Here is a 13932-nt window from a genome sequence, read left to right on the forward strand (position 1 = left end):
ACTACACCTCGCTCGCCGCACCCGAGCGGCTGCGGTTGATGATGATTCCGGCACCGAAATTGACGATCAGCGTGACGCCGAAGAGCACGAGGCCGGCGGCCATCAGCGCGGCGAAGCCGACGCCGAGGTCCTCCGCGTAGCGCAACGCGATAAGTGCCGAGATCGAGCCGCCGCCGTTCTGCAGGATGTGCGGCTGGATCACGAAGACCACGGAGATGACGAGGTAGACGCCGATGGTCTCGCCGAGTGCCCGGCCGAGACCGAGCATCGTGCCGCCGATCATGCCGCCCCGGCCGAATGGCAGTACGACCGAGCGGATCATCCCCCACTTGGTGGCGCCCAGCGCGTACGCGCCCTCGCGCTCACCGAGCGGTGCCTGCGAGAAGACCTCGCGCATGATGGACGCGATGATCGGCGTCACCATCATCGCCACGACCAAGCCGGCGACGAACGTCGACGCGGTCAGCGACGTCGGCGTCGCCAGTGGGTCGCGCGGATCGTAGTCGTCCACTCGGAAGAGCGGGATCCAGCCGAAGTAGGTCGCCAGCCAGCGGGGCAGGCCCTCGCCCTGCTCGCCGACCACGAGGAGCTTCGGCTGCAAGAGGAACAGCCCCAGATGCCGTAGACCACGCTCGGCACCGCGGCCATCAGGTCGACCAGGTTGACGAGCACGGGCTTGATCCGGGCCGGCGCGTACTCCGAGATGAAGAGCGACGCCCCGAACGCCAGCGGTACGGCGACGCTGATTGCCACCATGCCGATCAGCAGGGTACCGACGAGGACGCCCGCGATACCGAAGTCGCCACCCTGCGGGTCCCACGCCTGTGTCGTGAGGAAGCCGAGTCCGGCCTCCCGCCAGGCCGGTAGTGCGTCCCTGGTCAGGAAGATCCCGACCAGCAGCATGATCAGGAGTACGACCGTGCCACCGGCGCGAGCGACGCCGCGGAAGAGCTGGTCCGACGGCGGTCGGCGCTCTCGGATCCGGCGCGCGCTGTCCTGTGGTCCCTCCGGTGTGGACGGTACGTGCGTGGACGGTGGATCAGCCGACGTTACGGTCATCAGCCCGCGTTCCGAAGTTCGCGGTTGGGCCGTGTCGGTGACTCCTCGACGCCGGTCCGCCGCCGCCCTCGCCGGACAGTCCTGGTACCGGCGACGACCTCTGCCTTGGGAACGGCCTCCAGGAACCGCTCGAGGTTGTACGCACACTCCCTGGCCCGAAGGTAGGAGCGGCTCGAAACGGCCACCGGCTCACCGTCCAGCTCGATACGCCACGACCACTGGCCGGTCAGCTCGACCGTCGTCTCGACCGACTTGACCCGCTCGCTGTTGGCCTGGAGGTCCAGCACCGACTGGCGGCAGGAGCTGTAGGTCTCGTGGTATGTGGTGCCGCGCCCCAGCGGGCGGTTGTTCGGCGAGACCAGCATCCAGAGGATGCCGTCGGCCCCGTCACCGTCCTTCGACTCGGGCATCGGCGCGGCCAGAAACACGAACCGTGAGTGCTGCACCATGATCCCTTCCGCAATGCGCACTTTTCGTACGCATGGCTGGTCAGGCTCACCCCAACGTGCCCGACCAGTGAGATCAGCCTCGGCAGGCACAATGTCCTCGCGCGCAGGCGAAGACTCACGCCGGACATGCAAGAGGTGAACAGCGGGTAAGGAGGCATCCACCTTTCGGATAGCGTGACCGGCCGAAAACATGGCCGTGAGCTGCTTCGTCATCATTTCGACGGTTTCTTTCATTGATGTAGACGTATCCGTAGGTCGTCTTCGTCCGGCGCCCCTGAAGCGGTCAGTTCGGCCGGCGCCGGCGGGTCAGCAAGGCGATCGCGCCGACGATCCCGAGCACCAGCACCACGCCGCCGACCCACAGCGCGCTCGCCAGCGGCGAGGCGGAGCCGGATCGGTTGTTGCTCGCGAGTTCCGGATCTGGGACCGCGGGCGGGGTCGTGGCCGGGCCAGGCTCGGTGGCCTGCGGGGCGCCGGTGGGGCGGCGGACCCGGAGGGGTTGGCGATCGGCACGGTCGGCTGCGGCGAGGGCGGCGAGTCGAGGGAAGCACCGCCGGCCGGCTGGCCCATCTTCCAGTCGCGCCCGGTGACCGTGAGCGGGGTGATGAACAGCTCGGGGTGCCGGCCCAGCGTCAGGCTCCAGCACTCCACCACGACCCACCACTCGCCGTTGGCCGGCGCGCCACCGATCGCCCTGCTGAACGAGCGGTTTGGCTTGGCCGAGACCGCCTTCTTGTCGTACCCGCCTTCACGCAACGGGGTGGCGACGTTCTGGTACGGCCCACCGGGCGGCCCGATCCGGACCGCGGCGTCCGAGCCGAACCCGTCCGGGCACGGCTTGGAGGTGGAGGCGGTACCGAAGATCGGCGTCTGGTCGACGGTGCCCTTGGCTTGCGAGAGCTTCACGGTGCCGAGGGGCGCCGCCGATGCCGGCGCCGGGAACGCGACCGCGGCGAGGGCGGAGACGGCGACAGCGGACAGCGCGGCGAGGGTGGGTCGGACTCGAATCACACGGACGGGTCTATTCAGCCTGCGCTAAGGCCATCTCAATGGACGCCGCGCGCCAGACACACAACAGGTGAACGGGACGGTCACCCGAGCCAGCTGCGCACCTTTCCGCTCCTGGCCCGCTGGGTGGCGGCCGGCAGGTCACCCAGCACGGCCTCCCCCGCGGCCTCCTGCCGGGCGTGCAGCCGGCCGTAGGTGAACGCGTTGCCGCCCTCCCGGTACGCGCGCATGCTGAGGTCGCGCAACACGGCCCGGGTGACCACGGTGTCCTGGTGGGTGCCGAGCACGTCCTGCACCGCCTTGAGCCGCTGAGCCAGCCGGTGGGCCGGCTTGACGTCGATCGCCTCGGCCGCGTACCGGGCCCGCTTGTACGCTCTTCGCGCCTCGTGCAGCTGGACGTCCCGCTCGTGCTCGTCCAGCGAGTCCACGCTGTCGAGCATCCGGTCGGCGCGGCGTACGGCCTTGCGGACCCGCCCCAGCACCCACGCGTCGTCCCGCCCCGCGGTGGCGTTGCCGAGCGCGTCAAGCTCGGCGAGCAGCCCGCCGTACTGGTCGTCTTCGAGAGCGCCGCGCATCCGCTCCAACGCGTCCGAGGTGTCCTGGCCAACGTAGTGCTGGATGCGCGCCTCGACCGGTCCGACGACGAGCTGCCGCGGCTCGGACCGGACCGCGCCGGCGAGCCGGCCTACCATCACCTGGCCGTCGCGCACCGGCCCGAGCCGGTCGGCGAGCCACCTCAGCTCGTCGCGCAGCGCGTCCACCCGCTCGCGGTCCCACATCCCCGGAACGACCGCAGGGTGCTGCGCGCCCGCCGGATCGCCACGCGCATGTCGTGCACGGCGTTCTCGTCGCCGGCACGCACTCCCGACTCGTAGTTCGCGATAACGTCCCGCTGCGCGCGGAGGTAGGCCTGGACGGCGCCAGCCGCGCCCGACGGTGTGGCGGTCATACCGACCGGATACCCGACCGGCATGCCGCCACACCAGAACTCGTCAGGCGGGTACAACTCCTGGGCGGCCCGCCTCGACCGCGAAGGACGCCGAGGTGTAAACGGGTGCCTCGCGCACGTCGATCGTGTCGACCACCCGTACGTCGGTGCGCCACGACTCCCGGGTCACATCGCAGCGCAGGTAGCCCCGCTTGAGCCCGTCGAAGTAGCGCACGTGCGGGTTGAGCAGCGGGTTCGCCTGCTTGAGCGGCGCGTCGAAGGCAACCGGGAAGTCCGAGCTGATCGACGTACCGACGAACTCGGCCGCGACCACCGGCGAGGCCGGGTCGTCGAAGTTCAGCTTGAGGTCGCTGATCCACGTGGAGTGGATGTCACCGGCGAGGACCACCGGGTTGTCCACCCGCTTGTCGGCGAGCAGCTGAAGCAGTCGCTGGCGCTGCGGCATGTACCCGTCCCACTGGTCGAGGTTGACCACCGTGAGCGGCGGCTGGCCCGTCGGGTTGGGGAAGCGGGTGCGGCTCATCATCACCTGCTGCGCGATGACGTTCCACCGGGCCGGCGAGTGCACGAGGCCGTGCGCCAACCACCGCTCCTGCTCGTCACCGGTCAGCGTGCCGCTGGTGTTGCCGGCGCCGAAGGGCTCCGGGCCGAGGTCGCCGGGGCCCGGCTGGTCGGTGCGGTACTGCCGGGTGTCCAGCACGTTGACCCGGGCCAGCAGGCCGAAGTCGAAGCGCCGGTAGATGCGCATGCCGTCACGGCCGGGCCGCAGGTGCGCCCGGATCGGCATGTGCTCGTAGTACGCCTGGTAGGCGGCCGCCCGCTGCCGGGAGAACTCCGCCGGGGTCTGGTGTGCCGCGCCCGAGTCGAGCTCGTCGACGAGGTCCGCGTAGTTGTTCTCGGTCTCGTGGTCGTCCCAGGTCACCACCCAGGCGCCGGCGGCGTGGGCGGCGCGCAGGGCCGGGTCGCTCTTGTACTGTGCGTGCCGGTTGCGGTAATCGTCCAATGTGCGCAGTTGGTCCAGACCGAGCGTCTGGGGGGAGGTGTGCCGCCGGTCCGCGAAGCGGCTGTTCGGGTCGTACTCGTAGATGTAGTCGCCGAGGTGGAAGACCACGTCGAAGTCCTCGTCGGCGAGACCCCAGTACGCCGGCCAGTACCCGTTCTGGAGGTCCTGGCAGCTGGCCACGCCGAAGCGGAGGTGGTCCGGCCGCGCGTGGCGGTGCGGCGCGGTCCTGGTCCGGCCGACCGGGCTGAGCTGCCCCTCGGCCTTGAACCGGTAGAAGTATTCCCGCCCGGGCTCCAGCCCGCGCGCGTCCACGTGCACCGAGTGTGCGAGCTCCGGGCGCGCCCATTCCTTGCCGGAGCGCACCACGCGACGGAACCGGTCGTCCTTGGCCACCTGCCAGCTCACCTCGACCGGGCGGGACGACCGCCGGTCGCGGATCAGCCGTGTCCACAGAATTACCGAGTCCGGCAGCGGATCGCCGCTGGCCACGCCGAGGGGAAAGGGCGTCGCCGTGTCTGAACCATGCGCCGACGCGGGGTGCGCCGAGCCGGCCGCGAGGGTGGAGGCACCCACCACCGCGGCCGCGCCCGCCAGTACCTGACGCCGGTTGGCTGTAAGATCCATTGCGCCAATATCGCGAGCGGAAATGGACCGGCACAACCGCGGCGATCCCAATTATCCATTCACTGGGAATTCACCATCCGTCAACTGTCGGGGTTTCCCGCCCCTACCACCATCGGGCCGTGAAGCGCCTTTGGATTATCGTCCCGACCGTAGTCGTGCTGGCCGCCCTCGGTGCCGGTATCGGCTGGTATCTGGGCGTCGACAGGCTGGAGACGGTCCGCGGGGTCGTGGGATCGGAGAAGGCGCCGTTCTTCGCCGACCAACGGGTGAAAGACGCGTTCGCCAGCCACGGGATGCGGGTGGAGGTGGATTCGCGCGGTTCGCGGGAAATGGCTACAACGGTCCCGCTCGACCGGTATGACTTTGCCTTCCCCAGCAGTGTGCAGGCGGCAGAGCGGGTCAAGCAGGCCCGCCCGGCTACCGGCACACACTCGCCTTTCTGGTCGCCGGTCGCCGTCGCCACGTTCACGCAGATCACCGACCTGCTCGTGGCCGAGGGGGTGGCCCGCCGGGCGCCTGAAGGGCACTGGGTGCTCGACCTCGGCAAATACCTCGACCTGGCCAAGCGGGACGTCCGCTGGGACCAGTTGAAGGGCAACGTGGCCTACCCGGCCCGCCGCGACGTGCTGGTCACCACCACGCACCCCGGCGACTCCAACTCGGCGGGCGTGTACGCCTGGCTCGCCCTGCACCAGCTGGGCGGCGGCGCCCAGGCCCTGGACGAGGTGGTCAAGCTCTTCACCGACCAGGGCGGACTGGAGCGGTCCACGGAGGACCCGTTCGAGAAGTACCTCACCCAGGGCCTCAACTACACACCCCTCGTGTTGGTCTACGAGTCCCAGTTCGTCGAGGCGGCGCTGGCGGGCACCCTCCCCCGCAACGCGACGCTGATGTACACGGCGCCCACCACGCCAAGCACGCACACGGTGGTCGCCTTCGACGGCGCCGGCGACAAGGTCGGCGACCTGCTCGTCAGGGATCCGCAGTTGCTCCAGCTCGCCGCCGAGCACGGCTTCCGCACGGACGAGGCCACCGCCGCGTCGGTGCTTGCCCGCGTGCCGGGCGCCGGTCCCGCGCTGCCCCTGAAGCTCACCGGCATCGTCCCCGCGCCGCCGGCCGAGGTCGTCGACTCCCTCCTCACGACGCTCGACCAGCGCCTCAGGCAATGAACACGATGGCCACGAACCTCGAATGGCCGTGAACCCGAAAAGGACTTCCGTGCGACGTTTCCTGGCTCTCACCCTCGGTTTGGCGCTCCTGGCGAGCGCCTGTGACAGCAGCCCCAACCCCACTGCCAGCCCACAGGCCTCGGAAGGGCCGTTCAAGAAGGGCTCCGGCACCCTGCGCGTGCTCGCCGGCAGCGAGCTACAGGACCTCGCGCCGGTCCTCGACGAGGTGAAGGCCGCCACCGGCGTGACCGTCAAACTCACCGAGATCGGTACCCTCGACGGGATCGAGAAGGTGGCGGCCGGCACCGCCGTACGCGAGCAGGACGCGATCTGGTTCTCCAGCAACCGCTACCTCGAGCTGCACCCAGAGGCCTCCGGCCGGATCGACGTCAGTACCAAGGTGGCCAACTCCCCCGTGGTGCTCGGCTTGCGCGCCAGCAAGGCGAAGGAGCTGGGCTGGGACCAGCACCGTCCGACGTGGAGCGAGATCGCGGAGGCGGCCGGCTCGGGCCGGTTCACGTACGGCATGACAAACCCCGCTGCCTCGAACTCCGGCTACTCAGCGTTGGTCGGCGTCGCCGCGGCCCTGGCCGGCACCGGCCGCGCGCTGACCAGCGCCGAGATCACCACCCTCACGCCGCGGCTACAGCCCTTCTTCGCGGGGCAGTCGCTCAGCTCGGGTTCGTCCGGGTGGCTGGCCGACGCGTACGTGCAGCGGCAGTCCGGCGGCGCTCCCGTCGACGGCCTGGTCAACTACGAGTCGGTGCTGCTCTCGCTGAACGCCGGCGGTGAGCTCAAGGAGCCGCTGACCGTGGTCTACCCGGCCGACGGCGTGGTCACGGCGGACTACCCGCTCACTCTCCTGTCCGGCGCATCCGAGCAGGCCCGTACCAACTACACGGCGGTCGCCGACTTCCTGCGCCGCGCCTCCACCCAGCGCAAGATCATGGAGACCACGTTCCGGCGGCCGGCCGTGCCCGGCATCGAGCTGACCAAGTCCTTCGGCCCCACCGACGGCGCCCTTGTCGAGCTGCCGTTCCCGGCCCGGTACGGCGACGCCACCGCGCTGGTCACGGGCTTCGGCGACACAATGCGCAAGCCGGCCCGCACCATCTACGTGCTGGACGTCTCCGGCTCGATGAAGGGCGCCCGGATGAAGGGGCTACAGACCGCGCTGCTCGGCCTCTCCGGTACGGACAACTCGCTCTCCGGGGAGTTGACCCGCTTCAACGGGCGTGAGCAGGTCATCATGCTGCCGTTCAGCACCACCCCGAGCGCGCCGCGCCAGTTCGACCTGCCCGTCGAAAACCGGAAGCCGGTCACCAACCAGATCAGCGGCTACGTGCGCGGGCTGGCGGCCAAGGGCGACACCGCCATCTACGACGCGCTCACCCAAGCGCTGGAGCTGGCCAAGAAGCTCGACGCGGCCGATCCCAAGCGGTTCACCTCGATCGTGCTGCTCACCGACGGCGAGCGGACGGTCGGGCCGAAGCTGCCGGCGTTCAAGACGTACCACGCCAAGCTGCCCGCCAAGATCAAGACGATTCCGATCTTCACGCTCCTATTCGGCGAAAGCAACGTCGGGGAGATGACCGAGGTATCCAAGATCAGCGGTGGTCGCTCATTCGACGCCCGCAGCGGTTCGCTGGCCGGGGTCTTCAAGCAGATCCGCGGGTACCAATAAGTCCTCAGTGCGCGGTCGGGCTGGTTCAGTAGAGTTCATGCGGCGTTTCGTCGGGTGTTCCGTCGCGGCGCCCCCCAGCGGTTTGCATCAGCCCGTGATGACCTCCTCGAAACGCGTCCGGGCCGCCGTCGTGGCGGTGGCCGCGGCCGCGACACTTCCGGCGCTACCGGCGTCCGGGGCTCAGGCGCACCACCCCTCCGCGGGCGCGTCCTGTGCCCCGGACGCGTCGCTTATCGGCTTTTCCGACGCCCTCGACAAGACCACGTTCGCCGACACCCCGGTGTCCGGCCTTTCCGCCCTAGCGCTGACCCGCTCGTCGCGGGGCCTCGCGCTGGTCGACAACATCGGCACCACGCCGGCCCGGGTGTACGACGTGGACCTGAACACCGACAAGCGCGGCGTCTCCGCCAAGGTGCGCGGCATGACCGTGCTTACCCGGCCAGACGGCACTCCGTACAACGGCGGTGACTTCGACGGTGAGGGCCTTGTCGCCGAGCGTGGCGGCAAGACGATCCTGGCCAGCTCGGAGCGGGAGCCGTCGATCCGGCGGTTCCGCCTCTCCGACGGCCGCGAGATCGCCAGCCTGCCGGTGCCGGCGCGCTTCCAGGTCACCCCGGCCGGCGAGTCTGCCGTCAACCAGACCTTCGAGTCGCTCACCGCCACGTCCGACGGGCGCACGCTCTACGCCGGCATGGAGGGGCCGCTCTCCGGCGACGGCCGCGACGCCCAGGCCCGCGGGCTGCAGCGGATCATCGAGTACGGCAGCTGGAACGGCGGCAAGTCGTACACGCCGGTCGCCCAGCTGGCGTACCGGACCGACCCCAGCCTGGGCCTGGTCGAGCTTGTCGCGCTCGGCGACGGCCAGCTGCTCGCGATGGAGCGGGGCTTCACCGCGGGCGTTGGCAACACCGTGCGGGTGTACCTGGTCAACGCGACCGGCGCGCCCGACGTCACCGGCGTGGCCTCGCTCTCCACGGTGACCGACAGCCGCACGTGGGTGGGCAAGGAGTTGCTCGTCGACATCGCCGACTGCCCGCCGTCGGGCGCTGTGGCCAAGCAGCCGCAGCCCAACCCGCTGCTGGACAACATCGAGGCGATGGCGCTCGGCGAGGCGCTGCCCGGTGGCCGCCGGCTGCTGTGGCTGCTCTCGGACGACAACGGCGGCGCCACCCAGATCACCCGCGTGTACGCGCTGTCGGTGAAGCTGCGCCCCCAGCCGGAGCTGAAGAGCCGCGCGATCCTGTCGGCTACCGCGTACCAGCCGGGCCCGATCTCCGGCACCCAGCTCGCGCCGACCCCGGTGAACGGGATCACGCCGCCCTTCCCGGGGCAGCCGATCCCCGGCTTCTCCGCGGTCATCCCGGCGAGCGCGGGTGACACGTCCGGCCGCCGGCTGCTCGCCATGCCGGACAACGGTTTCGGCGCGAAGAACAACTCGGCCGACTTCCTGCTGCGGGCGTACTACGTGAAGCCTCGCTACGACCGGCACGAGGTGGACGTGGAGGGCTTCATCAGCTTCCGCGACCCCAACCACAAGGTGCCGTTCCCGATCGCCAACGAGACGACCCGGGAGCGCCTGCTGACCGGTGCCGACTTCGACATCGAGTCGCTGGCCCGGGACTACCGGGGTGACCTGTGGATCGGTGACGAGTTCGGGCCGTACCTGGTCCGCACCGACAAGACCGGCAAGGTGCTCCAGGCGCCGATCCCGCTGCCGGACGGGGCGAAGTCGCCGCAGTCGCCGGACCTGGCGCCGGGCGAGACGCCGACGGTGCCGGCCAGCCGCGGCTTCGAGGCGATGGCGGTCAGCCGGGACGGCAAGTGGCTGTACCCGATCCTGGAGGGCGCCAAGACCGACGACGCCGACCAGCGCCGCCGCATCGTGTACGAGTTCGACGTGCGCGCCAACCGGTACACCGGCCGCACGTGGTGGTTCCGGGTCGCGGATCCGTCCCTTGTGGTCGGTGACGCGGGCGTGCTCGACGGCCGCCGCCTGGTGCTGATCGAGCGGGACAACGAGATGGGCCCGCGCTCGGTGGTCAAGCGCCTCCTGGTCACCGACCTCGACGAGGTGGGCGCCGACGGCTACCTGGGCCGGCGCACCGCGGTCGACCTGATGCGCGTGGCCGACCCGCACGGCGTCTCCACCCCGGCCCGCCCCAACGAGTACGGCGTGGGCAAGCTCTTCAGCTTCCCGCTCCAGTCGGTCGAGTCGGTGCTGCCGCTCGGCGGTGACCGCGTGCTCGTGGCCAACGACAACAACTTCCCCGGCAACGACGGCCGCATCCCGGGCCGCGCGGACGACACCGAGCTGATCGTCCTCGACGTTCCCGGACTGCGTTAAGTTCCACATTGGATGGCCCCGGCGCGTGCGCGCCGGGGCCGTCTCGTTTCTACGGTTCTACAGCGAGCCGCGGTGCCAGGGACCCGTGATGGCGAACGTGATGCCGGGGCTCTGGATGTTCGCGAAGAGCCACTGTCCCCGCGTCGGCTCGAACGTCGAGCCGGCCCACTCCCGGGTGGAGTAGTCGCCGGGCGCGATCGCCGGCTTGCCCTGCACGCCGTTCGGGATGATGACGTTGTTGGCGGCGAACGGGAAGATCTCGCCGTCGGTGGTCAGCCCGTGCATGTACTGCACGCCGCTGCCGTCCTCGCACAGCACGATGCCGCCGCGCGGGCTGACACCGATGTTGTCCGGGTTGCTCAGCACGTCCTGGTTGGGCGAGGCGAAGAGCACGCGGAGCCGCCCGCTGCGCGGGTTGAACTCGAACACCTGCCCCAGGCCGGCCGGGCCGCCGCTGGTGGAGACGATGTAGATGACGCCGTTGCCGTACCAGGCGCCCTCAAGCCGGGAGAACGTCGCGCCGCCCTTGGCGATGCCCTGCTCGGTCGGGCTCGGCTCACCGTCGGCCGGGTCCGGGTCCTCGACCCGTACCCAGGACGTCTTGCGGTAGACCGTGCCCATCGCGGCGCCGTGCGTGGAGACCGTGGCGTCACCGATCTTCAGCATCTCCAGCACGCCGCCCTTGCTCAGGTGCCCCGGCACCCGCGGACGGAACCGGAACAGTCCGGAGTTGCCGGCGTCCTCGGTCTCGTACACGTACCCGGTGGCCGGGTCGACCGCGATCGCCTCGTGCTCGAAGCGGCCCATCGCCTTCAGCGGCGTCGCGCTGCCCTTGCCGGCGTGCGGCACCTCGAAGATGTACCCGTGCTTGGTGCCGGTCGTCGGGTTGACGTCGCCGGTCTCCTCACAGGTGAGCCAGGTGCCCCACGGCGTGGGCCCGCCCGCGCAGTTGCGGACGGTGCCGGAGAGGCTGCCGTAGCTCTCGATGAACTCCCCCTCGTCCAGGTCGAACGTGACGTTGGACGTACCGCCGGCGGCGTCCGGGTCGTACGCCGGGTCGGTGAACTTGCCCTCCGAGAAGCCGGCCACCTCGTGGTTGCGCACCAGGTGGACGCGGTCGCGGTGGTGCCAGCGGTGGCCGTCACCCTTCTTGACCTTGAACGCGGCCATGCCGTCGTGCAGCGAGGGCGTAGGGACCCCGTCGCTCATCCGGTCGCCGGTCCAGCCGTAGCTGATGTACTCGAAGCCCTTGGGGAGCAGCAGCAGCGGCAGGCCCGTGGTGTGGTCGCGGACCGGGGAGAGCGGGCCGTAGTCGGGGCTGAACGGGCGACGCGGGCCCTTCCCGCCGTGCGCCTCGGCGGCACGCGCGGCCAGCGCGTCCAGCGGGGCGAGCGCGGCGGCACCGGCCACGGCGGCGGCACCACCCAGCAGGGCGCGCCGGGTGGTCTCATTCATGGGAGTTGGTTCACTCGCGGGAGTAAGTTCAGTCATGGGAATGTGTCCTCCTTAACAAACGTCAGTCGGGACGGGGCTGACGCTGCTACTTGGAGGCGACCGCCGAGCGGGTGGATTGTGGACGGCCGAATGAACTTCTGCGCGCCGTACGGTGGCGATACGTCGCTACGCGATCACGCGGAGGCGTTGCAGTCCCAGGTCGAGGACGTCACCGGGGCGGAGCGGGGTCTGCACCTGTAGGCGCCAGCCGTTGACCCGGGTGCCATTCGTCGAGTTGAGGTCGACGACCATCCACTGCCCGCCGACCGAGGTCAGCATGGCGTGCCGGCGGGACACCGAGTCGTGGGTGAGCCGCAGGTCGCAGCCGTAGTCGCGGCCGATCAGGTATCGCCCTGGCGCGGGCGGCAGCCGCAGGTCGAGCTGAGCCGCCTGCCGGGGCCCGAACGTGCGCCCCCACCACCCCTGGACCGCCAGCTCGGCCCGCGCCCACCACCCGGCCGGCGGCAGGTCACGCACGGCCGCGTCCAGGTCACGGCGCCGGCGGGCGTCGGCAACGGCACGCAGCCGGTGCAGGAACGTGACGTCCGACAACCGCCCCTCGCGAGCGCTCTCCCGCAGCGCCCGAGCCGCCCGCAGCCGCTCGCGGTGGGACACGCGCACCTGTTCGGGGTCGGCCGTCATCGCCCCATTATCGACGGTCCCCACTACCACGCCCAGCCCCTGATTCTCCAGCGTCCTCTCACCCGCCCGTAGAGGGCTACGGGAAGGCTAGGCCCTCGTCAGGCGGCCAGGACGGAGACGGCCGCGGCCAGGTAGAGGGTGCCGCCCAGGCAGACGCCGGCGCCGGCCAGCGCGGGTACCCAGGAGGTCGACCACTTGCGGGCGCGGCCGGACAGCAGGGCCCAGCCGCGGAGGCTGAGCACGCCCACGGCGGTGAGAGTGACCGCCATGCCCGCCCCGAATGCGATCACCAGTACCACCGCCCCCAGGGTACGGCCGGTGAGCAGGCCACTCACCAGCACCACGAAGGCGGACGGCGACGGTAGCAAACCGCCGGAAAGGCCCAGCGCCACAAGCCCGCGGCGGGACCACGGGTCGTCGGGTACCTCGTGGTGATGGTCGTGGCCGTGGTCATGATGGTCATGCCCATGGTCGTGGGTGCCGGCGTGGTCGTGGTCGTGGTGATGATGGTGGTGATGGCCGCGCTTGCGGATGTGGCGCCACAGCAGATGGGCGCCGACCCCGATCACCACGATGCCCGCGGCAACCTGCATCCACGCGGTGATCGTCTCCGTGCCCAGGCTTGCCGCGCTGGACGCGCCGACCCACACCAGCGCCAACACGAGCACCGAGAACGTGTGCATCAGCGCCACGATCAGGCCGAGTCGCAGTGCGTCGCGGTAGCGGCCCCGGGTGCCGACAAGGTACGCGGCGGTGATGCTCTTGCCGTGCCCGGGCGCGACCGCGTGGGCGGCGCCGACCGCCAGTGCGGTGACGAGCGCCAGCCAGAAGACGGCGCGGCCGTCGAAGAGGGCGACAAGCCGGTCGTCGAAGGCGCTCATGCCCGCGCCCCCGACCGGCGCCGCCGAAAGGCGATCACGAGAAGCCCGAGTACGAGTACCGCCGCGGTGCCGATCGCGACCGTGACCACCGACCGGCGCACGCCGCTGTCGCCGGACGCGGTGAACGTGATGTGCTGCGTGGGCGCGGCGGCGGTGAAGAGCGCCTGGTCCGGCGTCGCGGGTGTGTCGGCCCGGAGCATCGTGCGGTACGCGTCGTTGACGTCGGTCAGCGCGGTCAACGTGAGGTCGACATCGACGACCGGCGCGGGGCAGTCGAAGGTGAGCTTGGCCCCCTGCGCCAGTACGTCTTCAAGGTCGGCGAGGTCACCGGCGCACCGGGTGCCGCCTTGGTTCACCGCGATGCGGTCGAGCAGGTAGTCGCGTACGGCCGGGGAGCGGCGGAGCAGCTCCGCGCCGGTCACGTCCGGGCTGGCGGTGTCGAACGCGCCGACGTGACGGCCGAGGGCCACCCAGTCGTCCTCGGCGGCTTGCCACGCTACGGCGACCCGCGAGCCGTCCGCGCTGACCCGCGCGGTCGAGGGCGGGCCGAATGGGTGCGCCCCCGCGGGGGTGGCGGGGAACAGGACCGCCGCCGCGACCGCGGCGGCGATGATTGCTGGCCGCAC

General features: G+C 70.6%; 12 protein-coding genes and 1 pseudogene. 3 read left to right on the forward strand and 10 right to left on the reverse strand.

The window, feature by feature from the left end; genetic code table 11:
* Position 1: 1 nt before the first annotated feature.
* The 6 genes and pseudogenes from Pflav_RS46255 to Pflav_RS26595 form a co-directional block, all read right to left on the reverse strand.
* Positions 2–511 (reverse strand): PstC family ABC transporter permease, encoded by a 510-nt coding sequence (locus Pflav_RS46255; protein ID WP_232071943.1) that lies wholly within the window; start codon positions 509–511, stop codon positions 2–4.
* The gene (locus tag Pflav_RS46260; protein WP_232071945.1) at positions 463–1059 is read right to left on the reverse strand and encodes a PstC family ABC transporter permease; all 597 of its coding nucleotides are present in this window, start codon (positions 1057–1059) and stop codon (positions 463–465) included. Before Pflav_RS46260 ends, Pflav_RS46255 begins: the two co-directional genes overlap by 49 nt.
* Positions 1059–1508, reverse strand: coding sequence for a hypothetical protein (locus tag Pflav_RS26575; protein ID WP_173039116.1), 450 nt, complete (start codon positions 1506–1508; stop codon positions 1059–1061). Before Pflav_RS26575 ends, Pflav_RS46260 begins: the two co-directional genes overlap by 1 nt.
* A 306-nt stretch (positions 1509–1814) precedes the next feature.
* Positions 1815–2519: a hypothetical protein gene (locus Pflav_RS26580; RefSeq protein WP_173039118.1), complete on the reverse strand. Its 705-nt coding sequence runs from the start codon at positions 2517–2519 to the stop codon at positions 1815–1817.
* A gap of 80 nt (positions 2520–2599) precedes the next feature.
* Positions 2600–3489, reverse strand: a pseudogene (locus Pflav_RS26585) (CHAD domain-containing protein).
* Between the two features lie 19 nt (positions 3490–3508).
* Positions 3509–5092, reverse strand: a complete 1584-nt coding sequence (locus tag Pflav_RS26595) for an alkaline phosphatase D family protein (protein WP_173039124.1) — start codon at positions 5090–5092, stop codon at positions 3509–3511.
* A gap of 119 nt (positions 5093–5211) precedes the next feature.
* Here Pflav_RS26595 and Pflav_RS26600 point away from each other — a divergent pair, with 119 nt between their 5' ends.
* The 3 genes from Pflav_RS26600 (at position 5212) to Pflav_RS26610 (ending at position 10289) form a co-directional block, all read left to right on the forward strand.
* Positions 5212–6261 (forward strand): hypothetical protein, encoded by a 1050-nt coding sequence (locus Pflav_RS26600; RefSeq protein ID WP_173039126.1) that lies wholly within the window; start codon positions 5212–5214, stop codon positions 6259–6261.
* Positions 6262–6310: 49 nt separating this feature from the next.
* A complete protein-coding gene (locus Pflav_RS26605; RefSeq protein WP_197938752.1) occupies positions 6311–7945 on the forward strand; it encodes a VWA domain-containing protein in 1635 nt (544 codons plus the stop codon).
* 97 nt (positions 7946–8042) lie between these two features.
* A complete protein-coding gene (locus Pflav_RS26610; protein ID WP_173039130.1) occupies positions 8043–10289 on the forward strand; it encodes an esterase-like activity of phytase family protein in 2247 nt (748 codons plus the stop codon).
* A 57-nt stretch (positions 10290–10346) separates the two neighbouring features.
* Here Pflav_RS26610 and Pflav_RS26615 read toward each other — a convergent pair whose 3' ends face one another.
* The 4 genes from Pflav_RS26615 to Pflav_RS26630 form a co-directional block, all read right to left on the reverse strand.
* Positions 10347–11744 carry an alkaline phosphatase PhoX gene (locus tag Pflav_RS26615; protein WP_197938753.1) on the reverse strand — a complete coding sequence of 466 codons (1398 nt, stop codon included), beginning with the start codon at positions 11742–11744 and terminating at the stop codon, positions 10347–10349.
* Positions 11745–11909: 165 nt separating this feature from the next.
* Positions 11910–12425, reverse strand: a complete 516-nt coding sequence (locus tag Pflav_RS26620; protein WP_173039134.1) for an FHA domain-containing protein — start codon at positions 12423–12425, stop codon at positions 11910–11912.
* A 98-nt stretch (positions 12426–12523) separates the two neighbouring features.
* Positions 12524–13306, reverse strand: coding sequence for a nickel/cobalt transporter (locus Pflav_RS26625; RefSeq protein WP_173039136.1), 783 nt, complete (start codon positions 13304–13306; stop codon positions 12524–12526).
* Positions 13303–13932 (reverse strand): hypothetical protein, encoded by a 630-nt coding sequence (locus Pflav_RS26630; protein ID WP_173039138.1) that lies wholly within the window; start codon positions 13930–13932, stop codon positions 13303–13305. The genes Pflav_RS26625 and Pflav_RS26630 overlap by 4 nt, the downstream gene beginning before the upstream one ends.

The sequence above is a fragment of the Phytohabitans flavus genome (genome assembly GCF_011764545.1).
Taxonomy (GTDB): Bacteria; Actinomycetota; Actinomycetes; order Mycobacteriales; family Micromonosporaceae; genus Phytohabitans; species Phytohabitans flavus.